The 26,183-nt window shown below is 67.3% G+C and carries 20 protein-coding genes and 1 pseudogene; 13 read left to right on the forward strand and 8 right to left on the reverse strand.

Annotated features, from left to right (window positions below):
* Window positions 1-369 precede the first annotated feature (369 nt).
* On the reverse strand, window positions 370-2,979 hold the full coding sequence (locus PKO50_RS04565) for a glycosyltransferase (protein WP_275628940.1): 2,610 nt from the start codon (window positions 2,977-2,979) through the stop codon (window positions 370-372).
* Between the two features lie 215 nt (window positions 2,980-3,194).
* Here PKO50_RS04565 and tcdA point away from each other — a divergent pair, with 215 nt between their 5' ends.
* A complete protein-coding gene (tcdA, locus tag PKO50_RS04570; RefSeq protein ID WP_275628941.1) occupies window positions 3,195-4,013 on the forward strand; it encodes a tRNA cyclic N6-threonylcarbamoyladenosine(37) synthase TcdA in 819 nt (272 codons plus the stop codon).
* A gap of 277 nt (window positions 4,014-4,290) precedes the next feature.
* Here the strand turns inward: tcdA and PKO50_RS04575 are convergent, their stop codons facing one another.
* From PKO50_RS04575 to PKO50_RS04590, 4 genes and pseudogenes are all read right to left on the reverse strand, one after another.
* Window positions 4,291-4,710, reverse strand: a complete 420-nt coding sequence (locus PKO50_RS04575; protein ID WP_275628942.1) for a SufE family protein — start codon at window positions 4,708-4,710, stop codon at window positions 4,291-4,293.
* A complete protein-coding gene (locus PKO50_RS04580; protein WP_275628943.1) occupies window positions 4,707-5,804 on the reverse strand; it encodes a cysteine desulfurase in 1,098 nt (365 codons plus the stop codon). The genes PKO50_RS04575 and PKO50_RS04580 overlap by 4 nt, the downstream gene beginning before the upstream one ends.
* Window positions 5,805-5,993: 189 nt before the next feature.
* Window positions 5,994-7,027: pseudogene (gene dapD / locus PKO50_RS04585) on the reverse strand (2,3,4,5-tetrahydropyridine-2,6-dicarboxylate N-succinyltransferase).
* A 30-nt stretch (window positions 7,028-7,057) separates the two neighbouring features.
* A complete protein-coding gene (locus PKO50_RS04590; protein ID WP_275628944.1) occupies window positions 7,058-7,408 on the reverse strand; it encodes an ArsC family reductase in 351 nt (116 codons plus the stop codon).
* Window positions 7,409-7,597: 189 nt separating this feature from the next.
* On the opposite strand from PKO50_RS04590, the gene PKO50_RS04595 reads away from it, so the two are divergent.
* Window positions 7,598-9,259 carry a Na+/H+ antiporter gene (locus PKO50_RS04595; RefSeq protein ID WP_275628945.1) on the forward strand — a complete coding sequence of 554 codons (1,662 nt, stop codon included), beginning with the start codon at window positions 7,598-7,600 and terminating at the stop codon, window positions 9,257-9,259.
* A gap of 296 nt (window positions 9,260-9,555) precedes the next feature.
* Here the strand turns inward: PKO50_RS04595 and dapC are convergent, their stop codons facing one another.
* The 3 genes from dapC to map all read right to left on the reverse strand — a co-directional run bounded on the left by dapC (window position 9,556) and on the right by map (window position 14,391).
* The gene (gene dapC / locus PKO50_RS04600) at window positions 9,556-10,752 is read right to left on the reverse strand and encodes a succinyldiaminopimelate transaminase (protein ID WP_275628946.1); all 1,197 of its coding nucleotides are present in this window, start codon (window positions 10,750-10,752) and stop codon (window positions 9,556-9,558) included.
* Window positions 10,753-10,764: 12 nt separating this feature from the next.
* Window positions 10,765-13,467 carry a [protein-PII] uridylyltransferase gene (locus PKO50_RS04605; protein ID WP_275628947.1) on the reverse strand — a complete coding sequence of 901 codons (2,703 nt, stop codon included), beginning with the start codon at window positions 13,465-13,467 and terminating at the stop codon, window positions 10,765-10,767.
* Between the two features lie 141 nt (window positions 13,468-13,608).
* Window positions 13,609-14,391, reverse strand: a complete 783-nt coding sequence (gene map / locus PKO50_RS04610) for a type I methionyl aminopeptidase (protein ID WP_275628948.1) — start codon at window positions 14,389-14,391, stop codon at window positions 13,609-13,611.
* Between the two features lie 303 nt (window positions 14,392-14,694).
* Here map and rpsB point away from each other — a divergent pair, with 303 nt between their 5' ends.
* From rpsB to lpxD, 11 genes are all read left to right on the forward strand, one after another.
* Window positions 14,695-15,435, forward strand: coding sequence for a 30S ribosomal protein S2 (gene rpsB / locus PKO50_RS04615; protein ID WP_089391579.1), 741 nt, complete (start codon window positions 14,695-14,697; stop codon window positions 15,433-15,435).
* A gap of 123 nt (window positions 15,436-15,558) precedes the next feature.
* Window positions 15,559-16,428, forward strand: coding sequence for a translation elongation factor Ts (tsf, locus tag PKO50_RS04620; RefSeq protein ID WP_089391580.1), 870 nt, complete (start codon window positions 15,559-15,561; stop codon window positions 16,426-16,428).
* A gap of 204 nt (window positions 16,429-16,632) precedes the next feature.
* Entirely contained in the window at window positions 16,633-17,370 is a 738-nt protein-coding gene (gene pyrH, locus PKO50_RS04625) for a UMP kinase (protein WP_009616635.1), read from the forward strand.
* Window position 17,371: 1 nt separating this feature from the next.
* On the forward strand, window positions 17,372-17,929 hold the full coding sequence (gene frr / locus PKO50_RS04630) for a ribosome recycling factor (RefSeq protein WP_275628949.1): 558 nt from the start codon (window positions 17,372-17,374) through the stop codon (window positions 17,927-17,929).
* A gap of 16 nt (window positions 17,930-17,945) precedes the next feature.
* Window positions 17,946-18,701 (forward strand): polyprenyl diphosphate synthase, encoded by a 756-nt coding sequence (uppS, locus tag PKO50_RS04635; protein WP_275628950.1) that lies wholly within the window; start codon window positions 17,946-17,948, stop codon window positions 18,699-18,701.
* The gene (locus tag PKO50_RS04640; protein ID WP_275628951.1) at window positions 18,695-19,510 is read left to right on the forward strand and encodes a phosphatidate cytidylyltransferase; all 816 of its coding nucleotides are present in this window, start codon (window positions 18,695-18,697) and stop codon (window positions 19,508-19,510) included. Before uppS ends, PKO50_RS04640 begins: the two co-directional genes overlap by 7 nt.
* Window positions 19,507-20,697 (forward strand): 1-deoxy-D-xylulose-5-phosphate reductoisomerase, encoded by a 1,191-nt coding sequence (gene ispC / locus PKO50_RS04645; RefSeq protein WP_275628952.1) that lies wholly within the window; start codon window positions 19,507-19,509, stop codon window positions 20,695-20,697. The genes PKO50_RS04640 and ispC overlap by 4 nt, the downstream gene beginning before the upstream one ends.
* 22 nt (window positions 20,698-20,719) lie before the next feature.
* Window positions 20,720-22,072 carry an RIP metalloprotease RseP gene (rseP, locus tag PKO50_RS04650; RefSeq protein ID WP_275628953.1) on the forward strand — a complete coding sequence of 451 codons (1,353 nt, stop codon included), beginning with the start codon at window positions 20,720-20,722 and terminating at the stop codon, window positions 22,070-22,072.
* Window positions 22,073-22,145: 73 nt separating this feature from the next.
* Window positions 22,146-24,533 carry an outer membrane protein assembly factor BamA gene (gene bamA, locus PKO50_RS04655; RefSeq protein ID WP_275628954.1) on the forward strand — a complete coding sequence of 796 codons (2,388 nt, stop codon included), beginning with the start codon at window positions 22,146-22,148 and terminating at the stop codon, window positions 24,531-24,533.
* Between the two features lie 48 nt (window positions 24,534-24,581).
* Entirely contained in the window at window positions 24,582-25,085 is a 504-nt protein-coding gene (locus PKO50_RS04660) for an OmpH family outer membrane protein (protein WP_109935171.1), read from the forward strand.
* The gene (gene lpxD / locus PKO50_RS04665) at window positions 25,085-26,146 is read left to right on the forward strand and encodes a UDP-3-O-(3-hydroxymyristoyl)glucosamine N-acyltransferase (RefSeq protein ID WP_275628955.1); all 1,062 of its coding nucleotides are present in this window, start codon (window positions 25,085-25,087) and stop codon (window positions 26,144-26,146) included. The genes PKO50_RS04660 and lpxD overlap by 1 nt, the downstream gene beginning before the upstream one ends.
* Window positions 26,147-26,183 lie beyond the last annotated feature (37 nt).

Raw genomic sequence — 26,183 nt, forward strand, 5'->3', positions numbered from 1 at the left:
CGGACAAGGTCCGCTCCTACAGGGGGATACCGTGCCTCACGGCGAACTGTAGGAGCGGGCCCTGCCCGCGATTTCGCGCGCAGGGCGCGCTCCTACAGGAGAATGGTGCGGTGGGGTGGCGTAGGAGCGGATCTTATCCGCGAAACGCGCCGGAACCGCCGGCTATCGCGGACAAGGTCCGCTCCTACAGGGGAATGGTGCGGTGGGGCGGCGTAGGAGCGGATCTTATCCGCGAAACGCGCCGGAACCACCGGGTATCGCGGACAAGGTCCGCTCCTACAGGGGGATACCGTGCCTCACGGCGGATTGTAGGAGCGGGCCCTGCCCGCGATTTCGCGCGCAGGGCGCGCTCCTACAGAGGCACGGTGCTCAACCCACCTGCTCGGACCCGCTCAGCACCTCTTCCTCGCGTGGGCGCGGCAGCGAGGAGAGCAGGGCCATGATCAGCGCCGCCAGGTAGGGCAGCGACTGCACCAGCAGCATCACCACCCAGAACATCAGGTCCGGGCTGGGCACGCCCTGCACCAGCACGATGCCCAGGGCCGCGCCCCACAGCAGGAGCATGATGAACACTTCCTCGCGGGCCTCCGCCAGGGCCACCAGCAGGCCGTGGCTGGAGCGCATCTTCGGCGTGCGGAAGAAGGGGATGGAACGGGTGACGAAGCCGTACAGCACCGCCTTGGCGATGGTGTGCGACAGCGACAGCCCGGCCAGCGCGGCGAACAGTGCGTCGCGCAGGTTCACGCCCACGGTGCGGCGGTAGAGGAAGAGGATCTTGCCGACCTTGAAGGCGAACAGCGTCAGCGGCAGGATCGCGAAGATCAGCAGCGGCGGGTCGACGCGCTTGGGCACGATGATCATCGCCGCCGACCAGAGCAGCGCGCCGAGGGTGAAGAAGATGTTCATGCCGTCGGCGATCCACGGCAGCCAGCCGGCCACGAAGTGGTAGCGCTGGCCGCCGGTCAGCTTGCTGCCGTCCGGGCCGCGGCCGCGCAGCAGGGCGTCGGTGTGGCGCTTCATGATCTGGATGGCGCCGTAGGCCCAGCGGAAGCGCTGTTTCTTGAAGTCGATGAAGGTGTCGGGCATCAGGCCCTTGCCGTAGCTGCGCTCGAAGTAGGCCGCCGAGAGGCCGCGCTCGAACACCCGCAGGCCCAGCTCGGCGTCCTCGGTGATGCACCATTCGGCCCACTTCAGCTCGTCCAGCACCTGGCGCCGGACCATGGTCATGGTGCCGTGCTCGATGATCGCGTCGCGGTCGTTGCGGGTGACCATGCCGATGTGGAAGAAGCCCTTGTACTCGGCGTAGCAGAGGCGCTTGAAGGTGTTCTCGTGCTGGTCGCGGTAGTCCTGGGGCGACTGCACCACGGCGATCTGCGGGTCGGCGAAGTGCGGCACCATGTGCTTGAGCCAGTCCGGCTCGACGCAGTAGTCGGAGTCGATCACCGCGATCACCTCGGCGTCGGGCGCGACGAACTGCAGCGCGTAGTTCAGCGCGCCACCCTTGAAGCCGGCCAGGGGCGCCACGTGGAAGAAGCGGAAGCGCGGGCCGAGCAGTTCGCAGTGGGCCTGCACCGGCTCCCACACCGCCGGGTCCTTGGTGTTGTTGTCGATCACCAGGACCTCGAAGTCCGGGTAGTCGAGCTTCGCCAGGGCGTTCAGCGTCTCCTTGAGCATTTCCGGCGGCTCGTTGTAGCAGGGCACGTGGATGGAGACCTTGGGCCGGTAGGCGTCGGCCGCGGTGACCGGCAGGAACAGGCGGCGGCGCTTGCGCGTCCATACCGCCTCGGCCAGCTCGTGGGCCTCGGTGAACAGCACTATCACCACGCCCAGCGCACCGATGCCCAGCAGCACGCCGACGGTGATGCTGAACCAGGTGCTGTACTGCTGGCTGTAGTCGTAGCCGATCCACACCAGGATGGACGCGCAGACGAACGAGACCACGGCGAGGAAGGTCCGCCCGCGCTGGCGCAGGGCGCTGCTGTCGATCAGCAGCAGGGTGAAGGTGAGCAGCGCCAGCACCACCGAGGCGATGGCCAGCACGCGCCACTTGGGAATGGCCACCACCGGGCCCTGGAAGTTGAACTTGGGCTGGCGCGCGGCGTTGAACACGCCCCAGTAGGCGCCCACCGAGCCTTCGTCGGTGTACTTCCACGGCTGGTCGAAGGCTTCGACCACGAAGTAGTTGTAGCCCTTCTTGTTCAGCGCGTTGGTCAGCTCGCGCAGGAAGATGGCCTGGTCCGCCTGGGTGGCGGTGGCGCCGCCGCGCATGCGGCCGTTGCTGGGCCAGCCGACCTCGGCCAGCAGCAGCGGTTTTTTCGGGAACTTCAGGCGCAGGTCGCGGGCGCGCTCCAGGACGAACTGCACCGAGTCCTGCATGGGCACGAATTCCCAGTAGGGCAGTACGTGGGCGGCGATCAGGTCGACGTGCCGGGCCAGTTCCGGGTACTTCTCGTAGATGTGCCACTGCTCGGCGGTGGTCACCGGCACCTTCACCGCGGCGCGGACGCGGTCGAGGTAGCCGATCAGCTGGTCCTTGGTGACTTCGCGGCGGAACAGCGCCTCGTTGCCGACTATCACCCGCACCACGCTGCGCGAGCGGTTGGCGATCTCGATGCCGCGGGCGATCTCCGCCTCGTTCTCGGCCTCGTCGGCGCTGATCCAGATGCCCAGGCTGACGCGCATCCCGTACTCCTCGGCGAGGAAGGGGATGTCGGCCAGGCTGCCCTTGGTCGAGTAGGTACGGATGTTCTCGGTCATCCGCGAGACCAGCTCCAGGTCCGAGCGGATTTCCTCGTCGCTGGGGAAGCGGCCGCTCTGCGGGCTCTGGTCCAGGCGGAAGGGCGAGAAGGAGAAGCCGGAGATGCTTTCCGGCCAGTCCGGCGCGCTCACCGGGCGGTTGTACAGGGCCCAGACGCCGGTGAGCAGGGCGGCCAGGGCGACCAGGACGACCAGGTTGAGGCCGAATTTGCGTGATGGCATGGAGCGATCGGGTTCCTGTCGGTGTTTCGGGGCCGGGAACGGGTCGGCGCGCATCCTACCCCGCACCCCCCTGGGTGTATAGCTCCCGTCCGGCGCCCCGGGGCCGGCGTAGAATGTCAGCAGCGCCCGGCAGCGGTCTTGCCGGGGGTCAATTCGGCCGGCCCTGGCGCCCGCCTTCCTATAGAATGCCGGGCGTTTTTTGCGGAGACACTGTGATGGTAGTGGACGATCAGCGTTTCGGGGGCATCGCCCGCCTCTACGGCACCCAGGGGCTGGAGCGCCTGGCCGCGGCCCACGTGGCGGTGGTCGGCATCGGCGGTGTCGGCTCCTGGGCGGCCGAGGCCCTGGCGCGCACCGGCGTCGGCGAGATTTCCCTGTTCGACCTGGACGACGTCTGCGTGACCAACACCAACCGCCAGGTCCACGCCCTGGACGGCGCCGTGGGCAAGCCCAAGGTGGAGGTGATGGCCGAACGCATCCGCGCCATCAACCCGGCGTGCAAGGTCCACGCGGTGGCCGACTTCGTCACCCGCGAGACCATGGCCGAGTGCATCACCCCCGACATGGACTTCGTCATCGACTGCATCGACAGCGTGCCGGCCAAGGCGGCGCTGATCGCCTGGTGCAAGCGGCGCAAGATCCAGATCGTCACCACCGGCGGCGCCGGCGGCCAGGTCGATCCGACCCAGGTCCAGGTGGCCGACCTGAACAAGACCTTCAACGACCCGCTGGCGGCCAAGGTGCGCTCGCTGCTGCGCCGCGACTACAACTTCTCGCGCACGCCGGGCCGCCACTACAGCGTGCCCTGCGTGTTCTCCACCGAGCAGTTGCGCTACCCCAAGCCGGACGGCAGCGTCTGCCAGGCCAAGGGCTTCGTCGGCGAAGGGGTGAAGCTGGACTGTGCGGGTGGTTTCGGGGCGGTGATGATGGTTACGGCCACCTTTGGCATGGCTGCGGCGGCGAGGGCTGTGGATAAGTTGGTGGCGGGGGCGCGGCGGCCTTCGGAGCGTAGCGCGGCTGGAAATCCCTTGTAGAAGCGAGCCTGCTCGCGAATGGCGACGTCAAGCTCGGCTCCGGAGCGATGTCGAAGTCTGCACCCTCTCCCCAGCCCTCTCCCTGAAGGGAGAGGGGGCATGTCCGTGCCGACGGACAGGCATGGTTTCAACCTGCAGTTTCGTGTCCGGCTAATACCGAGATATCCGACTCTGCCCAACGGTCCCCTCTCCCTTCAGGGAGAGGGTTAGGGAGAGGGGCGGTGTACCAGCCAGCACTTTGATAGCCGGCGAATACCGTTCGCGAGCAAGCTCGCTCCTACGAACGGCGGTGTGTACCGATCAGCTCCTGCATCCGTTTCAGCACCGCATTCAAGCCATTGCTGCGTGACGGGGAGAGTTGGCGGCCCAGGCCGAGGTCGCTGAACCACTGCCCCAGGTCCAGTTGCGCCAGTTCCTCCCCCGGCAACCCCTGCACCCGCACCAGCAGCAGCGCGATCAGCCCGCGCAACAGCCGCGCATCGCTGCTCGCGCGGAAATGCCAGGCGCCATCTCGCTGTTCCGCCACCAGCCACACCAGGCTTTCGCAGCCGTGGACGCGGTTGGCTTCGTTGCGCTCTTCCTCGCCCAGGGGTTCCAGCTTGTCGCCCCACTGCATCAGCAGGCGCGCGCGCTGTTCCCAGGAAGGCTGGCCGGTGAAGGCCCCCAGCGCCTGGAGGGCAGCTTCGGGCAGGCTCATCGCAGCAGCTCCAGGGCGCCGTCCAGGGCATGGAAGAAGCGTTCCAGGTCGGCGCCGTCGTTGTACAGGCCCAGGGAGACGCGGATGGCGCCGGGCAGGCCCAGGCGCTTGAGCAGCGGCATGGCGCAGTGGTGCCCGGCGCGCACCGCCACGCCCTGTTCGGTGAGCAGGTGGGCGAGGTCGGCGCTGTGCACGTCCCGCACCACGAAGCTGGCCAGCGCCGCCTGAGGCTCGCCCAGCAGGCGCACGCCGTCGCGGGCGCGCAGGCCAGCCAGCAGTTGCGCATGCAGCACGGCCTCGTGGGCGGCCAGCTCCGCGGCGTCCTGGCGGGCCAGCCAGTCCAGGCTGGCACCCAGGCCGATCACCGCGCCAATGGCCGGGGTACCGGCCTCGAAGCCCAGCGGTGCCGGGCGGAAGTGCGCGCTCTGGTAGTCGGCGTTCTGCACCATCTCGCCACCGAACTGCCAGTGGCGCAGGCGCGCCAGCGCCTCCGTGCGGCCCCAGAGCAGGCCCAGGCCCTCGGGGCCGTAGAGCTTGTGGCTGGAGAACACGTAGAAGTCGCAACCCAGGGCGGACAGGCTGTGGCGGCCATGGACCACGCCCTGGGCGCCGTCCACCACGCTCAGCGCACCCTGGGCGCGGGCCAGGGCCAGCAGTTCCGGCAGGGGCTGCCAGGTGCCGAGTACGTTGGATAACTGGCTGACGGCCAGCAGCCGGGTGCGCGGGCCGATCAGTTGCCGGGCGACCTCGAGGTCGATCACCCCGCGGTCGTCCAGCGGCAGCACCACCAGCTTCGCCCCGCGGCGCAGCGCCAGTTGCTGCCAGGGCAGCAGGTTGGCGTGGTGCTCCAGGGCGCTGACGGCGATCTCGTCGCCTTCGCCGAACAGCGGCTCCAGGCCGTAGGCCAGCAGGTTCAGTGCCTCGGTGGCGCCATGGGTGAACACCAGCTGTTCCGGGCTGCCCGCATCCAGCCAGTGCGCCAGGCGCGTACGCGTCGCCTCGAAGGCGCGGGTGGCGCGCTCGCCGGGCAGGTGCTGGGCGCGGTGCACGTTGGCGGCGCCGCTGGCGTAGTAGCCGGCCAGGGCGTCGAGCATGGCCTGGGGCTTCTGCGCGGTGGCGGCGCTGTCCAGGTAGGTCTGCTCCTCGGCCGCCAGCGCGGCGAGGGCAGGGAAGGCGGAGCGCCAGGGGAATGAATGGACATGCTGGCCTCAGGCTGCAGGCCCCAGGCTGCAGGCAAGAGCGCTCTTGCCTGGCGCTTGCAGCCTGCAGCCTGTCGCCGCTCGTCAGTTATGCGCGTGCAGCGCTTCGTTCAGCTCGATGGCGGTCTTGTTGGTCTTGCACTCCACCGCGCCGGTCTGGGAGTTGCGGCGGAACAGCAGGTCCGGCTGGCCGGCCAGCTCGCGGCCCTTGACCACCTTGACCAGGTTGTTCTGGTCGTCCAGCAGGGCGATCTTGGTGCCGGCGGTGACGTACAGGCCGGCCTCGACGATGTTGCGGTCGCCCAGCGGGATGCCGATGCCGGCGTTGGCGCCGATCAGGCAGCCTTCGCCGACGCTGATGACGATGTTGCCGCCGCCGGACAGGGTGCCCATGGTCGAGCAGCCGCCGCCCAGGTCCGAGCCCTTGCCGACGAACACGCCGGCGGAGACGCGGCCTTCGATCATGCCCGGGCCTTGGGTACCGGCGTTGAAGTTGACGAAGCCTTCGTGCATCACGGTGGTGCCTTCACCGATGTAGGCACCCAGGCGCACGCGGGCGGTGTCGGCGATGCGCACGCCGGCCGGGACCACGTAGTCGGTCATTTTCGGGAACTTGTCCACCGAGAAGACTTCCAGCAGCTTGCCCTTCAGGCGCGCTTCCAGTTGCAGCTCGGCCAACTCGGCCAGGTCGACCGCGCCGATGTTGGTCCAGGCCACGTTCGGCAGCAGCGGGAAGATGCCCGACAGGTTGACGCCGTGCGGCTTGACCAGGCGGTGCGAGAGCAGGTGCAGCTTCAGGTAGGCCTCGGGGTGGAGGCGGGGGCCGCGTCTTCGGCCAGCAGGGTGGCGACCAGCGGCTTCTGGCTCTCGGCCAGGCGGTTGAGCAGCGCGGCCTGGGCCGGGGCCAGGGTCTTCAGGGCGTCGGCCAGCTGGTAGGCCTGCTGGTTGCTGAAGGCGATGGCCTGGTTGCCGGCTTCGTAGCCGAGGATCGGCGCGACGGCGGCGACCAGCTCGGCGGCCGGGTTCAGCAGCGGTTGCGCGTAGAAGACTTCCAGCCAGGCGTCCTGGCGGTTCTGGGTGCCGACGCCGAAGGCCAGGCTGAACAGGGATTGGGACATGTGCGGTTCCTCGAAAAACGGTGGAAGGTGTCAGGCCAGCGCAGCGGCGTAGGCGTCGGGCTTGAAGCCGACCAGGGTGCGGTCGCCGAGGTCGAGCACCGGGCGCTTGATCATCGACGGCTGGGCGAGCATCAGCTCGATGGCGCGGGCTTCGTCGAGGTCGGCCTTCTGCGCCTCGTCGAGCTTGCGGAAGGTGGTGCCGGCGCGGTTGAGGACCGTCTGCCAGCCGTGCTCGGCGCACCATTGCTGCAGGTGCGCGCGGTCTATTCCGCTAGTCTTGTAGTCGTGGAAGGCATACTCGACGCCATGTTCCTCCAGCCAGGTGCGGGCTTTCTTCATGGTGTCGCAGGCCTTGATTCCGTAGATGGTCCGCTGGGTCACGGGCGGCGCTCCTCGTCGTTCCTTTGGCAAGCGCGGGATTATGCCATTTTCCCGCGAAGTTGCGGGTGGCGGGGAAGGCGCGGCGGACCTTTCGTCATTGCAATAGTCTATTGCTCGACCGGGAGCTGATGGAAAGCATCTCTGGATGTTTCAATGTGGCGCCGCGAACTGACGACCGGGAGATCGTCGATGCAAACCGTGTATACCGTGCTCATCCTCTTGCTGGTGGTCGGGGGCACCCGCCTGGTGGCGCAGTTGCTGCCCTTGCCGCTGCCGCTGATCCAGATCGCCTCGGGGGCGATCCTGGCCTGGCCCAGCCTGGGGTTGCACGTGGCGCTGGACCCGGAACTGTTCATGTTCCTGTTCATCCCGCCGCTGCTGTTCGCCGACGGCTGGCGCATGCCCAAGGGCGAGTTCTGGCAGATGCGCTGGCCGATCCTGACGCTGGCCTTCGCCCTGGTGCTGTTCACCGTGGCCGGCGGCGGGGCCTTCATCCACCTGCTGATTCCCGAGATTCCCTGGGCCGCCGCCTTCGCCCTGGCCGCGGTGCTGTCGCCCACCGACGCCCTGGCGGTGTCGGCCATCGCCCAGAACCGCCTGCCGCGGCGGCTGATGCACGTGCTGCAGGGCGAGGCGCTGATGAACGACGCCTCGGGCCTTGTGGCCTTCAAGTTCGCCATCGCGGCGGCCATGACCGGGGCCTTCTCGCTGCTCGACGCCAGCCTCAGCTTCCTCCTCGTGGCCATCGGCGGCCTGGCCTGCGGCGTGGTGCTGAGCTGGCTGCTGGGGCGCATCCGCGGCTGGATGATCCGCCGCGGCTGGGACGACCCGGCCACCCACGTGGTGCTGATGCTGCTGCTGCCGTTCGCCGTGTACATGGTCGCCGAGGAGTTCGGCGTGTCCGGCATTCTCGCGGCGGTGGCGGCGGGCATGATGCAGAGCTGGACCGACTTGCTGCCGCGGCAGACCAACACCCGCGTGCTCAACCGCAGCGTCTGGTCGATGCTGGAGTTCGCCTTCAACGGCGTGGTGTTCCTGCTGCTGGGCCTGCAGCTGCCGGACATCCTCAAGTCGGTGACGCACCACGCCGGCGACAGCCTGTGGCGTTCCTCGCTGCTGCTGTTCTACGTGCTGGCGGTGTACGCGGTGCTGATCCTGCTGCGCTTCGCCTGGGTCTGGTGCTACTGGAAGCTGTCGCTGCGCTTCGAGCGCTGGTGGGGCATCGAGCTGGGCGGCAAGCCCGGCGAGCCGGTGCTGCGGCTGTCGGCGATCTCGGCGCTGGGCGGGGTGCGCGGGGCGGTGACCCTCGCCGGCGTGCTCTCGGTGCCGCTGCTGCTGGGCAGTGGCGAGCCCTTCCCGCAGCGCGACCTGATCATCTTCATCGCCGCCGGGGTGATCCTGGTCTCGCTGCTGGCGGCCACCCTGGGCCTGCCGGTCCTGCTCAAGGGCCTGCCGGTGGCCAGCAACGACCAGTCGGAGCTGGAGTTCCGCTCGGTATGGCGGCACACGGCGGTGGCGGCCATCCACATGCTGGAGAAGGAGGAAATGCCGGCCGGCGAGAAGGTGGATGCCGAGGAGGCGACGCGTCTGGCGGAGGTGAAGGCGCGGCTGATGGCCGAGTACCGCCAGCAGCTGGACCCGGCGCCGGACAGCGCCGAGGCCCGGCAGCGCGCGCGCAGCCTGGAGGTGGCCGACCAGGCCCTGCGCATCAAGGCGCTGCGTACCCAGCGCCTGGAGTTGTACCGCCTGCGCCGGGAGAACCTGGTGGACGACGAGACCATGCGCAAGGTGCTGGCCGACCTGGACTCCCAGGAGGCCTGGCTGACCAGCAAGGCTGCGCGCTGGGTGTAGGGCGGCTACAGGCGGCAGGCGGCAGGCGGCAGGCGGCTTCGAGCTTGACCACGGCGCAGGCTGAAGCCCAGGTGAAACGGCGTATAACCGCGAACGGTTATACGCCCTACGTCAAGGGTGGGCTCGGCGTAGGGCGAATAACGCTCCGCGTTATCCGCCGTTTGGCCTTGGCTACAGGCGGCTCCGAGGTTGACCTGGGCGTAGGAGGCTCTTCGTAGGAGCGAGCTTGCTCGCGAACAGACTCCGCTGCGGGTCCGTTCGCGAGCAAGCTCGCTCCTACAGGGGCGGGGAGGGCGTTACCTGGCCTGGACGAACCGCTTGATCCGCTCGGCCGCTTCCACGCACTCGGCCAGCGGGGCCACCAGGGCCATGCGCACGCGGTTGGCGCCGGGGTTCTCGCCGTCCACTTCGCGCGACAGGTAGGAGCCCGGCACCACGGTGACGTGCTGTTGGTCGAACAGGCCGCGGCAGAACTCGGTGTCGGCGATGGGCGTCTTCGCCCACAGGTAGAAGCTGCCGTCCGGGCGCTGCACGTCGAGCACGCCCTGGAGGATGTCCAGCACCGCGTCGAACTTCTCGCGGTACAGGTCGCGGTTGGCGCGCACGTGGTCCTCGTCCTGCCAGGCGGCGATGCTGGCCAGTTGCGTCTGCACCGGCATGGCGCAGCCGTGGTAGGTGCGGTAGAGGAGGAATTTCTTCAGCACCTCGGCGTCGCCGGCGACGAAGCCCGAGCGCAGGCCCGGCAGGTTGGAGCGCTTGGACAGGCTGTGGAACACCACGCAGCGCCTGAAGTCCGAGCGGCCCAGCTCGGCGCAGGCGCTGAGCAGGCCGGGCGGCGGGTTGCCTTCGTCGAAGTACAGCTCGCTGTAGCACTCGTCGGCGGCGATCAGGAAGTCGTACCGGTCGGCCAGGGCGATCAGCTTCTTCAGGGTGTCCATGGGCACCAGCGCGCCGGTGGGGTTGCCCGGGGAGCAGAGGAAGAGGATCTGGCAGCGCTGCCAGACCTCCGCCGGCACCGCGTCGAAGTCCGGGTTGAAGCCGTTCCCGGCGCGGCAGGCCAGGTAGTGCGGCTGGGCGCCGGCCAGCAGGGCCGCGCCTTCGTAGATCTGGTAGAAGGGGTTGGGGCTGACCACCAGGCCCTGTTGGCCGCGGTCGACCACGGCCTGGGTGAAGGCGAACAGCGCCTCGCGGGTGCCGTTCACCGGCAGCACGTGGCGCGCCGCGTCCAGCCAGCCGGCGGGGACGCCGAAGCGGCGCCCGCACCAGGCGGCGATGGCTTCGCGCAGGGCCGGCAGGCCCAGGGTGGTCGGGTATACCGCCAACTGGTCGAGGTTGTCGGCCAGGGCCTTGGCCACGAACGCGGGCGAGCGGTGCTTGGGCTCGCCGATGGACAGCGCGATGTGCGGCAGCCCGGCCGGCGGCTGGGCGCCGGCGAGCAGGGCGCGGAGCTTCTCGAAGGGGTAGGGCTGGAGCAGGTCGAGGTCTGGGTTCATGTAAGTCGCTCGTCAGATGCTGATGCGGACCGGAACGGTTTCCTGGCCGTTGGCCTGTGACAGTTGCTCGACCAGGGCTGCCTGCAGTCGCTTGCACAGGTCCGGGTCGGAGAGTGGCTGGTTGTGCGCGTCGGTGACGTAGAACACGTCCTCCACGCGCTCGCCGAGGGTGGCGATCTTGGCGTTCTGCACCGACAGGTCGAAGTCCAGGAACAGCCCGCCGATGCGCGCCAGCAGGCCCGGGCGGTCGGGGGCGATGACCTCGAGCACGCTGACCTGGCGCGAGGCGTCGGTGGAGATGGTCACCAGCGGCGCGAAGGCGAAGTGCTTGAGCTGCCGGGGCACGCGGCGCTGGATGATGGTCGGGTAGTCGTCGGGGTTCTTCAGCGCGTCCACCAGGCCCTGGCGGATTTCGGCGATCCGCTGGGGATTGTCGCCGATCGAGCCGCCATCGGCGTCCAGCACTATGTAGGTGTCGAGGGTGAACAGGCTGGTGGAGGTGATGATCCGCGCGTCCTGGATGTTCAGGTTGAGCTGGTCCATCGCCGCCACGGTCACGGCGAAGAAGTCGTGCTGGTCGGCGGCGTAGATGAAGATCTGGGTGCCGCCCTCGAACTCGCGCTGGGTGGTTTCCTTGATCAGCACCAGCGGCGTGCCGTCGTGCGGGTGCTGGAGGATGGCCTCGGTGTGCCAGGCCACGTCGGCGGCGCTGTGGCGCAGGAAGTAGTCGTCGCCCAGCTGGCTCCAGAGCTGCTCGGCGTCGTCCTGGTCGATGCCGTCGCGGACCAGGATGTCGATGGCCGCGCTCTGCGTCTGGCGGATCTGCTCCTCGCGGTCCAGCGGGTTCTCCAGGCCGCGGCGCAGGGCGCGCTTGGTCTCGGTGTAGAGCTGGCGCAGCAGGCTGGCGCGCCAGGAGTTCCACAGGCTCGGGTTGGTGGCGTTGATGTCGGCCACGGTGAGCACGTAGAGGTAGTCCAGGCGCGTCTGGTCGCCCACCAGCTGGGCGAAGTCGAAGATCACCTGCGGGTCGGAGAGGTCCTTGCGCTGCGCGGTGGTGGACATCACCAGGTGGTTCTGCACCAGCCAGCTGACCAGTTGGGTGTCCCACTGCGGCAGTTGGTGGCGCTGGCAGAACAGCTCGGCGTCCACCGCGCCCAGTTCGGAGTGGTCGCCGCCGCGGCCCTTGGCGATGTCGTGGTAGAGGCCGGCGAGGTAGATCAGCTCCGGCTTGGGCAGGCGCTCCATGATCTTGCTGGCCAGTGGGTACTTCTCGGCCATGTCCGGGCGCTGCAGCTTGCGCAGGTGCTTGATCAGGTTGAGGGTGTGCGCGTCCACCGTATAGATGTGGAACAGGTCGTGCTGCATCTGCCCGATGATCAGGCCGAACTCCGGCAGGTAGCGGCCGAGGATGCCGTAGCGGTTCATCCGCCGCAGGTTGCGGTGGATGCCTTCCTTGCACTTGAACAGCTCGATGAACAGGCTGGTGTTGCGGATGTCGTGGCGGAAGTCGTCGTCGATCAGGTGCCGGCTGTCGCGCAGCAGGCGGATGGTGTCGGCGCGCACGCCCTTGATCTCCGGGTGCTGGGCCATCAGCACGAAGATTTCCAGCAGGGCGAAGGGGGTGCGCTTGAAGACGTTGGCGTTGGTCACCTCCAGGTAGCCGTCGCGGACCTGGAAGCGGCTGTTCAGCGGCGTCACATTGCCGCCTTCGCCGGCGCGCAGGATGACCTCCTCGAAGTGTTGCATGATCAGGTCGTTCAGCTCGGAGACCGCCATCACCACCCGGTAGTACTTCTGCATGAAGCGCTCGACGGCCAGCTTGGCGTCGCTGTCCTGGTAGCCGAGCATGCCGGCGATGCGCCGCTGGTGGTCGAACAGCAGGCGGTCCTCGGCGCGCCCGGCGAGCATGTGCAGGGCATAGCGGACCTTCCAGAGGAACTCCTGGCAGGAGGCCAGCACGCTGGACTCGCTTTCCACCAGGAAGCCTTCCTTGACCAGCGCGTGCAGGTTGAGGCTGCCGAAATGGCGGCGGGCCACCCAGAGGATGGTCTGGATGTCGCGCAGCCCGCCGGGGGAGCCCTTCACGTTGGGCTCCAGGTTGTATTCGGTGTCGTTGTACTTGGTGTGGCGGTGGATCTGTTCCTTGCGCTTGGCCATGAAGAACTGCCCGCTCGGCCACATCTGGCTGGGCGCGGTGGCCTCGAGCATGCGCAGGCGCAGGTGGTCGGGGCCGGAGATGGTCCGGCACTCCATCAGGTTGGTCACCACCGTCAGGTCGGCGCGCGCCTCCTCGGCGCATTCGGCCACCGATCGCACGCTCTGGCCGACTTCCAGGCCGATGTCCCAGAGCAGGGTGAGGAAGCCCTCGATGGGCTCGCGGAAGACTTCCTGGTCCTCGCTGTCGAGCAGGATCAGGATGTCGATGTCCGAGTGCGGGTGCAGTTCGCCACGGCCGTAGCCACCCACCGCCACCAGGGCGATGTCGGCGTCCTCGCTCCAGTCCAGGCGCTGCCAGGCCTGCTGCAGGATCTGGTCGACGAACCAGGCGCGGTCCTCGATCAGCCGGCGGATGTCGCGGCCGCCGTTGAAGCGCGCGTCCAGCACCTCGTTGGCCTGGCGGATGGCCTTCTTGAAGGCGGGGATGGGGCTGGATTTCAGGGCCAGTTCCGCCTGGAACTGCCCGCGGTCGAACAACTCGGGATCCACCTGCGGCATGGCGGCCTTCCTAATGCTGGGATGGGGGAGGGCAGGGGCAAGAGACCGGCCGGGCCTGGGCGCGTGGCGCCAGGCCCGGCGCTGGTGCCGGGCCGGGTTTTCTATGTTCTACCCAGCCGTCGGCGAGATTGCAAACGCCGCTCACGCGTTGGTGCGCGGGAAGCTCTCGTCGTTGCGCAGGGTGAGGATCTCGTAGCCGTCGGCGGTCACCAGCACGGTGTGCTCCCACTGGGCGGAAAGCTTGCGGTCCTTGGTGATGGCGGTCCAGCCGTCGCCCAGCAGGCGGGTTTCCGGGCGGCCCTGGTTGATCATCGGCTCGATGGTGAAGATCATCCCTTCCTTGAGCTCCAGGCCGGTGCCGGCGCGGCCGTAGTGCAGCACCTGGGGCTCCTCGTGGAACACCTTGCCGATGCCGTGGCCGCAGTACTCGCGCACCACCGAGAAGCCGTTCTTCTCGGCGTACTTCTGGATCACCTCGCCGATGTCGCCCAGGCGCGCGCCGGGCTTGACCACGGCGATGCCCTTGTACATGCATTCCTGGGTGATCTGGCACAGGCGGTCGGCCCATTCCGGGGTCTTGCCGACCAGGAACATCTTGCTGGTGTCGCCGTGGTAGCCGTCCTTGATGACGGTGATGTCGATGTTGACGATGTCGCCTTCCTTGAGCGGCTTCTCGTTGGGGATGCCGTGGCAGACCACGTGGTTGATCGAGGTGCAGATGGACTTGGGGAAGCCCTTGTAGTTCAGGGGCGCGGGGATGGCCTGCTGGACGTTGACTATATAGTCGTGGCAGATGCGGTCCAGTTCGTCGGTGGTGACCCCGGGCTTGACGTGCTCGCCGATCATTTCCAGCACCTCGGCGGCCAGGCGGCCGGCGATGCGCATTTTCTCGATGTCTTCGGGCGTCTTGATGGTGACGGTCATAGAATTCTCGGACGCGGGCGGAAAAGGGCAATGGTAACAGTTTCGAGGGCGGCAGGCTGCAGGCGGCAGGCTACAGGCAGGAGCGGGGGTGTAGCGGGGCGCTTTGCGCTTGGCCTGCAGCCTACCGCCTGTAGCCTGCAGCAGCTTTCTGTGATATAAAGCGCCCCGCTTTTGCAGGCTATGGCCTGTTCAAGCCTAACCCACACATGCATCGACACGATGACCTGGGTGCCTTCTCGCCACGTGCGGAGGGTTGGTCATTGGGATGCATGGAGGCCCAACCCGACTTATCGAGGAACTATCATGTCCCAAGTCAACATGCGCGATATGCTGAAGGCCGGTGTGCACTTCGGCCACCAGACCCGCTACTGGAACCCGAAAATGGGCAAGTTCATTTTCGGCGCGCGCAACAAGATCCACATCATCAACCTGGAAAAGACCCTGCCGATGTTCAACGAGGCCCTGACCTTCGTTGAGCGCCTGGCCTCGGGCAAGAACAAGATCCTGTTCGTCGGCACCAAGCGTTCCGCCGGCAAGATCGTTCGCGAAGAAGCCGCCCGTTGCGGCATGCCGTACGTCGACCACCGTTGGCTGGGCGGCATGCTCACCAACTACAAGACCATCCGTCAGTCGATCAAGCGCCTGCGCGAGCTGGAAACCCAGCAGCAGGACGGCACCTTCGACAAGCTGACCAAGAAAGAAGCCCTGATGCGCACCCGTGATCTGGAAAAACTGGATCGCAGCCTGGGCGGCATCAAGGACATGGGCGGCCTGCCGGACGCCCTGTTCGTGATCGACGTCGACCACGAGCGCATCGCCATCACCGAAGCCAACAAGCTGGGTATCCCGGTCATCGGCATCGTCGATACCAACAGCAGCCCGGAAGGCGTCGACTACGTCATCCCCGGTAACGATGACGCCATCCGTGCCGTGCAACTCTACCTGAGCTCGATGGCTGAAGCCGTACTGCGCGGCAAGCAGAACGCCGTGGGCGGCGCCGACGAGTTCGTCGAGGAAGCGCCGGCCGAATCCGCCGAAGGCTGATTCCGGGGCGTCCAGACGTCCAGCGGTGCGCAAAAAGGGGCCTGGCCCCCTTTTTGCCACTCCCGAATTCCGCCCGGCCCGCCGGGCGATCTGGTTTTGAGAGCAACTCAAGAGGATTTGCAAATGGCAGAGATCACTGCAGCACTGGTTAAAGAACTGCGCGAGCGCACCGGCCAGGGCATGATGGAGTGCAAGAAGGCCCTGGTTGCCGCTGAAGGCGACATCGAGAAGGCCATCGACGACATGCGCGCTTCGGGCGCCATCAAGGCTGCCAAGAAGGCCGGCAACATCGCCGCCGAAGGTTCCATCGCGGTGAAAGTGGCCGACGACGCCAAGGCCGCCACCATCATCGAAGTCAACTCGCAGACCGACTTCCTGGCCCTGCAGGACGACTTCAAGAACTTCGTCGCCGCCAGCCTGGACAAGGCTTTCGCGCAGAAGCTGACCGACGCCGCTCCGCTGATCGCCGAGCAGGAGTCCGCCCGTGAGGCCCTGGTCGCCAAGTGCGGCGAGAACGTCAACATCCGTCGTCTGGCCCGCGCCGAAGGCGACGTGGTTGGCGCCTACCTGCACGGCCACCGCATCGGCGTACTGGTCACCCTGAAAGGCGGCAACGCCGAACTGGCCCGTGACATCGCCATGCACGTGGCTGCCAGCAACCCGCAGTTCCTGGACCCGTCGCAGGTTTCCGAGGACGCCGTGGCCAAGGAAAAGGAAATCTTCCTGGCGCTGAACGCCGACAAGATCGCCGGCAAGCCGGAGAACATCGTCGAGAACATGGTCAAGGGCCGTATCGCCAAGTTCCTCGCCGAAGCCAGCCTGGTCGAGCAGGCGTTCGTCAAGGACCCGGAAGTCAAGGTCGGCGACCTGGCCAAGAAAGCCGGTGCTGAAATCGTCTCCTTCATTCGTTTCGAAGTAGGCGAAGGCATCGAGAAGGTCGAGGCCGACTTCGCTGCCGAGGTTGCTGCTCAAGTAGCTGCATCCAAGCAATAAGACGGTTTCCACCGTCGCCCCGGAAGAGGCTGCCCGCTCGCGCGTGCGGCCTCTTCGTCAAAGTGGGGAGGCCATTCGGGGCGGTCTCCGCGGCTTCGCACCGTTCGTCGGCTCGCGGCGCTGCTAGCCTGGTAGGGCCAGGCTTCCCCGACAGGCGCCCGGTCAGGCGCCCCGCATTCCACATCGCCGCAGGAGAAAAAGGTCATGGCTCAGCAGCTGAGCGCACGTCAACCTCGCTATAAACGCATTCTTCTAAAACTGAGCGGCGAAGCCCTGATGGGCAGCGAAGAGTTCGGTATCGACCCGAAAGTCCTGGACCGCATGGCCCTGGAGATCGGCCAGCTGGTCGGCATCGGCGTCCAGGTCGGCCTGGTCATCGGCGGCGGCAACCTGTTCCGCGGCGCGGCCCTGTCGGCGGCCGGCATGGACCGCGTCACCGGCGACCACATGGGCATGCTGGCCACCGTGATGAACGGCCTGGCCATGCGCGACGCCCTGGAGCGCTCGAACATCACCGCCATCGTCATGTCGGCCATCAGCATGGTCGGCGTCACCGACCATTACGACCGCCGCAAGGCCATGCGCCACCTCGCCAGCGGCGAAGTGGTGATCTTCTCCGCCGGTACCGGCAACCCCTTCTTCACCACCGATTCCGCCGCCTGCCTGCGCGCCATCGAAATAGATGCTGACGTGGTGCTGAAGGCGACCAAGGTCGATGGTGTGTACACTGCCGATCCGTTCAAGGACCCGAACGCCGAGAAGTTCGAGCGCCTGACCTACGATGAAGTGCTCGACCGCAAGCTGGGCGTGATGGACCTGACCGCCATCTGCCTGTGCCGCGACCAGAAAATGCCGCTGCGGGTGTTCAACATGAACAAGCCGGGCGCGCTGCTGAATATTGTTGTTGGTGGTGCCGAGGGCACCCTGATCGAGGAGGATTGACATGATCAACGAGATCAAGAAAGAAGCGCAGGAGCGCATGGGCAAGACCCTGGAGGCCCTGGGCCACGCCTTCGCCAAGATCCGCACCGGCCGTGCGCACCCGAGCATCCTGGACAGCGTCATGGTGTCCTACTACGGCTCCGACACCCCGCTGCGCCAGGTCGCCAACGTCACCGTCGAGGATTCCCGCACCCTGGCCCTGAACGTGTTCGACAAGAGCATGATCCAGGCGGTCGAGAAGGCCATCATGACTTCCGACCTGGGCCTGAACCCGGCCACCGCCGGCACCACCATCCGCGTGCCGATGCCGGCCCTGACCGAGGAAACCCGCAAGGGCTTCACCAAGCAGGCCCGCGCCGAGGCCGAGCAGGCCCGCGTCTCCGTGCGCAACATCCGCCGCGACGCCCTGGCCCAGCTCAAGGACCTGCAGAAGGAAAAGGAAATCAGCGAGGACGAAGAGCGTCGCGCCGGGGACGAGGTGCAGAAGCTCACCGACAAGTTCGTCGCCGAGATCGACAAGGCCCTCGAGGCCAAGGAAGCGGATCTGATGGCCGTCTGACGGCCAGGTTGCAGTCATGGACAAGACCAAGCTGGTGGCCGCGGTGCCACGTCACGTGGCCATCATCATGGACGGCAACAACCGCTGGGCGAAGAAGCGTCTGCTGCCCGGCGTCGCCGGGCACAAGGCCGGCGTCAGCGCGGTTCGTGCGGTGGTCAAGACCTGCGCCGAGGCCGGTGTCGAGGTTCTGACGCTGTTCGCCTTCTCCAGCGAGAACTGGCAGCGCCCGGTCGACGAGGTCGGCGCGCTCATGGAACTGTTCCTCATGGCCCTGCGCCGCGAGGTGCGCAAGCTCGACGAGAACGGCATCCGCCTGCGCATCATCGGCGACCGCAGCCGCTTCCATCCGGAGCTGCAGGCCGCCATGCGCGAGGCGGAGAACCTCACGGCCGGCAACAAGGGGCTGCTGCTGCAGGTGGCGGCCAACTACGGCGGCCAGTGGGACATCACCCAGGCCGCCCAGCGCCTGGCCCGCGAAGTGCAGGCCGGGCACCTGGCGCCGGACGACATCAGCCCCGAGCTGATCCAGGGGTGCCTGACCACCGGCGACCAGCCGCTGCCGGACCTGTGCATCCGCACCGGCGGCGAGCACCGCATCAGCAACTTCCTGCTGTGGCAGCTGGCCTACGCCGAGCTGTACTTCTCCGATCTCTACTGGCCGGACTTCAAGAGCGCGGCGATGCGCGAAGCGCTGGCCGACTACGCCACCCGCCAGCGTCGCTTCGGCAAGACCAGCGAGCAGGTGCAGGCCGAGGTCCCCCCGTCATGCTGAAACAACGGATCCTCACGGCGCTGGTGCTGCTGCCCGTCGCGCTGGGTGGTTTCTTCCTCCTCGATGGCGCCGCCTTCGCGCTGTTCATCGGCCTGGTGGTGACCCTCGGCGCCTGGGAATGGGCACGCCTGGCCGGCTACAACGAACAGCCGGCCCGCGTCGGCTATGCCGGCGTGGTCGCGTTGCTCATGCTGCTGTTGTACTGGCTGCCGCAGCTGGCCGGCGCCGTGCTGCTGCTGGCGGTGCTCTGGTGGCTGCTGGCGACCGTGATGGTGCTGACCTACCCGGACAGCGCCTCCAGCTGGGGCGGCCGCTGGCGCCGCCTGCTGATCGGCCTGCTGATCCTGCTGCCGGCGTGGCAGGGCCTGGTAGTGCTCAAGCAGTGGCCGCTGGCCAACTGGCTGATCGTCGCGGTCATGGTCCTGGTCTGGGCCGCCGACATCGGCGCCTACTTCTCCGGCAAGGCCTTCGGCAAGCGCAAGCTGGCGCCGCGGGTCAGCCCCGGCAAGAGCTGGGAAGGCTTCTACGGCGGCCTGGCGCTGAGCCTGGCGATCACCTTCGCGGTGGCCATCTACCGCGACTGGTCGGTGCGCGAACTGCTGCTGGCGCTGCCCTGCGCGGCCGTGGTGGTGGCGCTTTCGGTGGTCGGCGACCTGACCGAGAGCATGTTCAAGCGCGAAGCGGGCCTGAAGGACAGCAGCAACCTGCTGCCGGGCCACGGCGGCGTCCTCGACCGCATCGACAGCCTCACCGCGGCCATCCCGGTCTTCACCGTGCTGCTCTGGGCCACCGGTTGGGGTACGCCATGAGCGCGCCGCAGCAGGTCTGCGTGCTGGGTGCCACCGGCTCCATCGGCCTGAGTACCCTGGACGTCCTCGCGCGGCATCCGCAGCGTTACAGCGTCTTCGCCATCACCGGGCACTCCCGCCTCGCCGAGCTGGAAGCCCTGTGCCTGGCCCATCGGCCGCGCTTCGCGGTGGTCGCCAGCGACGAGCAGGCTCGCCACCTGCAGGGTGCCCTGCGGGCGGCCGGCCTGGAGACCCGCGTGCTGGTGGGCGAGCCGGGGTTGTGCGAGGTCGCTGGCCATCCCGAGGTGGACGTGGTCATGGCCGCCATCGTCGGCGCGGCCGGCCTCAAGCCGACACTGGCGGCGGTGCAGGCCGGCAAGCGCGTGCTGCTGGCCAACAAGGAGGCGCTGGTGATGTCCGGCGCCCTGTTCATGCACGAGGTGCAGGCCCATGGCGCGGTGCTGCTGCCGATCGACAGCGAGCACAATGCCATCTTCCAGTGCATGCCCGGCGACTACGCCCGCGGCCTGGGTGCGGTCGGCGTGCGGCGCATCCTGCTGACCGCCTCCGGCGGCCCGTTCCGCGAGACGCCGCTGGAGCGGCTGGCGGAGGTCTCCCCGGAGCAGGCCTGCGCCCACCCCAACTGGTCCATGGGGCGGAAGATCTCCGTCGACTCGGCCAGCATGATGAACAAGGGGCTGGAGCTGATCGAGGCCTGCTGGCTGTTCGATGCCTCGCCGTCGAAGGTCGAGGTGGTGATCCACCCGCAGAGCGTGATCCATTCCCTGGTCGACTACGTGGATGGCTCGGTGCTCGCCCAGCTGGGCAACCCCGACATGCGCACGCCCATCGCCCACGCCCTGGCCTGGCCCGAGCGCATCGACTCCGGGGTATCCCCGCTGGATTTGTTCAGCATCGCCCGCCTGGACTTCCAGGCGCCCGACGAGCAGCGCTTCCCCTGCCTGCGCCTGGCGCGCCAGGCGGCCGAGGCGGGCGGCAGCGCGCCGGCGATGCTCAATGCCGCCAACGAGGTGGCGGTGGCCGCATTCCTCGAACGGCGCATCCGTTTCACCGAGATCGCGGTTATCATCGACGAGGTGCTGAACCGCGAGGCGGCCACGCCGGTCGAAAGCCTCGACGTGGTGCTGGAGGCCGACCGCCGCGCGCGCGAAGCCGCGCAGGCCTGGTTGCACGGGCGGGCTCGCTAGGCCCTGAGCCTTGGAGGTAGAGATGAGCGCACTTTACATGGTCGTCGGGTTGATCATCGCCCTCGGCGTCCTGGTGACATTCCACGAGTTCGGCCACTTCTGGGTGGCGCGCCGCTGTGGGGTCAGGGTGCTGCGCTTCTCGGTGGGCTTCGGCACGCCCCTGGTGCGCTGGCACGACCGCCACGGCACCGAGTTCGTGGTGGCCGCCATCCCGCTGGGTGGCTACGTGAAGATGCTCGACGAGCGCGAGGGCGAAGTGCCCCTCGACCAGCTCGACCAGGCCTTCAACCGCAAGACGGTGTTCCAGCGCATCGCCATAGTCGCGGCGGGCCCGGTGGCCAACTTCCTGCTGGCCATCCTGTTCTTCTGGATCCTCGCCATGCTGGGCACCCAGCAGGTGCGCCCGGTCATCGGCGCCATCGTGCCCGACAGCCCGGCGGCGCTGGGCGGCCTGGCCGCCGGCCAGGAAGTGCTGGCGGTGGACGGCGAGCCGGTGGACGGCTGGGCGGCGGTCAACCTGCGCCTGGTGCGGCGCCTGGGCGAGACCGGCGAGCTGGCCGTCAGCGTGCGCGAGCCGGGCTCCTCGGCCCAGAGCCTGCACCAGTTGCCGATCAAGGCCTGGCTGAAGAGCGCCGACAACCCCGACCCCATCGGCGGCCTGGGCATCCAGCCGTGGCGCCCGGCGATGCCGCCGGTGATCGCCGAGCTGGACCCGCAGGGCCCGGGCAAGGCCGCGGGCCTGGCCATCGGCGACCGTCTGCTGCGGGTGGACGGCCAGGCGGTGGACGACTGGCAGCAGGTGGTCGACAAGGTGCGTGCCCGTCCGGAGCAGTCGGTGAGCATCGCCCTGCTGCGCGACGGCCAGGAGCGTGAGCTGACGCTGAAATTGGCGGCCAAGGGCGAGGGCAAGGCCCGTGCCGGTTACCTGGGGGCCGGTGTCGCCGGCGGCCAGTGGCCGGCGGAAATGCTCCGCGAAGTCCGCTTCGGCCCGGGCGCCGCGGTGGGGGAGGCGCTCTCCCGGACCTGGTCGATGAGTCTGCTAACCCTGGATTCTCTAAAGAAAATGGTGCTGGGCCAGCTCTCGGTAAAAAACTTGAGCGGGCCGATAACCATTGCTAAAGTGGCGGGCGCTTCAGCCCAGTCCGGCGTAGGGGATTTTCTGCATTTCCTCGCCTATCTGAGCATAAGTTTGGGGGTTCTCAACCTGTTGCCGATTCCCGTCCTCGATGGCGGGCATCTGTTGTTCTACCTGGTCGAGTGGGTGCGTGGCCGCCCATTGTCAGAGCGGGTCCAGGCTTGGGGGATGCAGATCGGCATCAGCCTGGTCGTTGGGGTCATGTTGCTGGCCCTGGTCAACGATCTGAGTCGACTGTAGCTGCCATTGGGTTTCGGATCTGCCGCCTCACGCGGCAGATTCTTTATTTGTCAGTTGGAAAAAAAAGGACTCCATGAAACGCTTTCTGTTACCCGCGGCTCTTTCCGCGTTGATGATCGCCCAGGTTCACGCAGAGTCCTTCACAGTTTCCGACATCCGCGTCAACGGCCTGCAGCGCGTATCCGCGGGTAGTGTATTCGCCGCCCTGCCGCTGAACGTCGGCGACCAGATCGACGACCGCCGTCTGGTCGAGGCGACCCGCTCGCTGTTCAAGACCGGCTTCTTCCAGGATATCCACCTCGGCCGCGATGGCAACGTGCTGGTCATCGACGTGGTCGAGCGCCCGTCGATCTCCAGCATCGAGATCGAAGGCAACAAGGCCATCAGCACCGAAGACCTGATGAAGGGCCTCAAGCAGTCGGGTCTGGCCGAAGGCGAGATCTTCCAGCGCGCCACCCTCGAAGGCGTGCGCAACGAGCTGCAGCGCCAGTACGTGGCCCAGGGCCGCTACTCGGCCAACATCGAGACCCAGGTCACCCCGCAGCCGCGCAACCGCGTGGCGCTGAAGATCACCGTCAACGAAGGCACGGTCGCGGCCATCGCCCACGTCAACGTGGTCGGCAACACCGTGTTCTCCGACGAGGACCTGACCGGCCTGTTCGAGCTGAAGACCACCAACTGGCTGTCCTTCTTCAAGAACGACGACAAGTACTCCCGCGAGAAGCTCTCCGGCGACCTGGAGCGCCTGCGCTCCTACTACCTGGACCGCGGCTACATCCACATGGACATCGCCTCCACCCAGGTGTCCATCACCCCGGACAAGAAACACGTCTACATCACCGTCAACATCAACGAGGGCGAGAAGTACAAGGTCCGCGAGGTGAAACTGACCGGCGACCTCAAGGTGCCGGAAGAAGAGATCAAGAAGCTGATGCTGGTCGAGCCGGGCCAGGTGTTCTCGCGCAAGGTGATGACCTCCACCTCCGACCTGATCACCCGCCGCCTGGGCAACGAGGGCTACACCTTCGCCAACGTCAACGGCGTGCCCGAAGCGCACGACGACGACAAGACCGTGTCCATCACCTACGTGGTCGACCCGGGCAAGCGCGCCTACGTCAACCGCATCAACTACCGCGGCAACACCAAGACCGAAGACCAGGTGCTGCGCCGCGAGATGCGCCAGATGGAAGGCGGCTGGGCCTCCACCTACCTGATCGACCAGTCCAAGCAGCGCCTGGAGCGCCTGGGCTACTTCAAGACGGTCAACGTCGAGACCCCGGCGGTGCCCGGCACCGACGACCAGGTGGACGTCAACTACAGCGTGGAAGAGCAGCCCTCCGGCTCCATCACCGCCAGCATCGGCTTCGCCCAGGACGCGGGCCTGATCCTCGGCGGCTCGATCAGCCAGAACAACTTCCTGGGTACCGGCAACAAGGTCAGCATCGGCCTGACCAAGTCCGACTACCAGACCCGCTACAACTTCGGCTTCGTCGACCCCTACTGGACCGTCGACGGCGTGAGCCTGGGCTACAACGCCTTCTACCGCAAGACCGACTACGACAAGCTCGACGTCGACGTCTCCGACTACTCGGTGAACAGCCTCGGCGCCGGCGTCAGCATCGGCTACCCGATCAGCGAGACCTCGCGCCTGACCTACGGCCTGACCGTGCAGCGCGACACCATCGACACCGGTGCCTACACCGTCGACGAGATCTTCGACTTCCTCGAGAAGGAAGGCGACAACTTCACCAACTTCAAGGCCTCCATCGGCTGGTCCGAATCCACCCTGAACAAGGGCGTGCTGGCGACCCGCGGCCATTCCCAGAGCCTGGTGCTGGAGTCGACCATCCCCGGCAGCGACCTGTCGTTCTACAAGCTGGACTACCGCGGCCAGATCTTCGCGCCGCTGTCCGACACCTACACCATGCGCTTCCACACCGAGCTGGGCTACGGCGATGGCTACGGCTCCACCGACCGCCTGCCGTTCTACGAGAACTACTACGCCGGCGGCTTCAACTCGGTGCGCGGCTTCAAGGACAGCTCCCTCGGCCCGCGCAGTACGCCGAGTGTCGCCGACCCCGCGACCAGCATCGCAGCGGGTGGACCTGACGCCCGTGGCCGCTACACCGACCCGGACCAGGACCCGCAGGCCTTCGGTGGTAACGTGATGATCACCGGCGGCGCCGAATTGCTGTTCCCGCTGCCCTTCGTCAAGGACCAGAGCCAGCTGCGTACCGTCCTGTTCTGGGACGTGGGCAACGTGTTCGACTCCGACTGCCCGCTGTCCAGCACCCAGGGCTGCGACGGCATCAAGCTCAACGACATGGCCATGTCCGTGGGCGTGGGCCTGACCTGGATCACCGCGCTGGGCCCGCTGAGCTTCAGCCTCGGTACCCCGATCAAGAAGCCGGACAACGCGGAAACCCAGATCTTCCAGTTCTCCCTGGGGCAGACCTTCTAATTCGCCGTATTGTTGTATAGACAACCTAGCTTTGTGCAGGAGTGCAATGTGCGTAAGTTGACCCAGTTCGTCCTGATCACCGCCGCCCTGATGGCGAGCCCCGCGTTCGCCGACATGAAGATCGCGGTGCTCAACTACCAGATGGCACTCCTCGAGTCCGATGCGGCCAAGCAGTATGCCGTCGACGCCGAGAAGAAGTTCGGCCCGCAGCTGACCAAGCTGCGCGCCCTGGAAAGCGACGCCAAGGCCCTGCAGGACAAGCTGGTCAACGGCGGCAGCAAGCTGTCCCAGTCCGAGCGCGACAAGGCCGAGAACGACTTCAAGCAGAAGGCCCGTGACTTCCAGTTCCAGTCCAAGGAGCTGAACGAAGCCAAGGCCTCCGCCGACCGCGAGATGCTCAAGAAGCTCAAGCCGAAGCTGGACCAGGCCGTCGAGGAAACCATCAAGAAGGGCGGCTACGACCTGGTGGTCGAGCGCGGCGCGGTGGTCGACGTCAAGCCCCAGTACGACATCACCCGCCAGGTCATCGAGCGGATGAACCAGCTGCGCTGATGATGAGCCCGCGGTCCCATACCCTCGCCGAACTGGCAGCGCAGCTCCAGGCGGAGCTGCGCGGCGACCCGGCCGTGGTCATCCACGGCCTGGCCACCCTGCAGGACGCAGGCCCCGAGCAACTGAGCTTCCTGGCCAACCCACAGTACCGCAAGTTCCTGGTCGACAGCCGGGCCGGCGCGGTGCTGCTCACCGCCGCCGATGCCGAAGGCTTCGCCGGCAACGCGCTGGTGGTGCCCGACCCCTACCTGGCCTACGCCGGGCTGTCGCACCAGTTCGATCCCAAGCCCAGGGCGCCCGCCGGCATCCACCCCACCGCGGTGGTCGATGCCAGCGCCAGCGTCGATCCCACGGCCAGCATCGGCCCCTACGTGGTGATCGAGGCCGGCGCGCAGATCGGCGCCGGCGTCACTCTCGGCGCCCACTGCTTCGTCGGCGCGCGCAGCGTGATCGGCGACGGCGGCTGGCTGGCCCCGCGCGTGACCCTCTACCACGACGTGCGCATCGGCAAGCGCGTGGTCATCCAGTCCGGCGCCGTGCTCGGCGGCGAAGGCTTCGGCTTCGCCAAGCAGCAGGGCGTCTGGCAGAAGATCGCGCAGATCGGCGGGGTGACCGTCGGCGACGACGTCGAGATCGGCGCCAACACCACCATCGACCGTGGTGCGCTGTCCGATACCCTGGTTGGCAACGGCGTCAAGCTGGACAACCAGATCATGATCGCGCACAACGTGCAGATCGGCGATCACACCGCCATGGCCGGCTGCTGCGGGATTTCCGGCAGCGCCAAGATCGGCAGGCATTGCATGCTCGCCGGCGGCGTCGGCCTGGTCGGGCACATCGAGATCTGCGACAACGTCTTCGTCACCGGCATGACCATGGTCACCCGCTCGATCACCGAGCCGGGCGCCTACTCATCCGGCACGGCCATGCAGCCCGCCGCTGAATGGAAGAAGAGCGCCGCCCGTATTCGCCAGCTCGACGACATGGCCCGTCGTCTGCAACAGCTGGAAAAGCGCCTGGCCGCCGTGACCCCGAGCGGAGACACTCCATCTGATGCGTGAGTCACGCATTTTTTGGCGTTTCCCTTTTCTGAACAGG

The organism is Pseudomonas sp. 273, from assembly GCF_029201425.1.
GTDB lineage: Bacteria > Pseudomonadota > Gammaproteobacteria > Pseudomonadales > Pseudomonadaceae > Pseudomonas > Pseudomonas delhiensis.

What these genes read in the sequence shown, in the direction of transcription:
- PKO50_RS04565 (WP_275628940.1), bottom strand. Translation starts at nt 2,979, where the DNA reads ATGCCATCACGCAAATTCGGCCTCAACCTGGTCGTCCTGGTCGCCCTG.
- tcdA (WP_275628941.1), top strand. Translation starts at nt 3,195, where the DNA reads ATGGTAGTGGACGATCAGCGTTTCGGGGGCATCGCCCGCCTCTACGGC.
- PKO50_RS04575 (WP_275628942.1), bottom strand. Translation starts at nt 4,710, where the DNA reads ATGAGCCTGCCCGAAGCTGCCCTCCAGGCGCTGGGGGCCTTCACCGGC.
- PKO50_RS04580 (WP_275628943.1), bottom strand. Translation starts at nt 5,804, where the DNA reads ATGCTCGACGCCCTGGCCGGCTACTACGCCAGCGGCGCCGCCAACGTG.
- PKO50_RS04595 (WP_275628945.1), top strand. Translation starts at nt 7,598, where the DNA reads ATGCAAACCGTGTATACCGTGCTCATCCTCTTGCTGGTGGTCGGGGGC.
- dapC (WP_275628946.1), bottom strand. Translation starts at nt 10,752, where the DNA reads ATGAACCCAGACCTCGACCTGCTCCAGCCCTACCCCTTCGAGAAGCTC.
- PKO50_RS04605 (WP_275628947.1), bottom strand. Translation starts at nt 13,467, where the DNA reads ATGCCGCAGGTGGATCCCGAGTTGTTCGACCGCGGGCAGTTCCAGGCG.
- map (WP_275628948.1), bottom strand. Translation starts at nt 14,391, where the DNA reads ATGACCGTCACCATCAAGACGCCCGAAGACATCGAGAAAATGCGCATC.
- rpsB (WP_089391579.1), top strand. Translation starts at nt 14,695, where the DNA reads ATGTCCCAAGTCAACATGCGCGATATGCTGAAGGCCGGTGTGCACTTC.
- tsf (WP_089391580.1), top strand. Translation starts at nt 15,559, where the DNA reads ATGGCAGAGATCACTGCAGCACTGGTTAAAGAACTGCGCGAGCGCACC.
- pyrH (WP_009616635.1), top strand. Translation starts at nt 16,633, where the DNA reads ATGGCTCAGCAGCTGAGCGCACGTCAACCTCGCTATAAACGCATTCTT.
- frr (WP_275628949.1), top strand. Translation starts at nt 17,372, where the DNA reads ATGATCAACGAGATCAAGAAAGAAGCGCAGGAGCGCATGGGCAAGACC.
- uppS (WP_275628950.1), top strand. Translation starts at nt 17,946, where the DNA reads ATGGACAAGACCAAGCTGGTGGCCGCGGTGCCACGTCACGTGGCCATC.
- PKO50_RS04640 (WP_275628951.1), top strand. Translation starts at nt 18,695, where the DNA reads ATGCTGAAACAACGGATCCTCACGGCGCTGGTGCTGCTGCCCGTCGCG.
- ispC (WP_275628952.1), top strand. Translation starts at nt 19,507, where the DNA reads ATGAGCGCGCCGCAGCAGGTCTGCGTGCTGGGTGCCACCGGCTCCATC.
- rseP (WP_275628953.1), top strand. Translation starts at nt 20,720, where the DNA reads ATGAGCGCACTTTACATGGTCGTCGGGTTGATCATCGCCCTCGGCGTC.
- bamA (WP_275628954.1), top strand. Translation starts at nt 22,146, where the DNA reads ATGAAACGCTTTCTGTTACCCGCGGCTCTTTCCGCGTTGATGATCGCC.
- lpxD (WP_275628955.1), top strand. Translation starts at nt 25,085, where the DNA reads ATGATGAGCCCGCGGTCCCATACCCTCGCCGAACTGGCAGCGCAGCTC.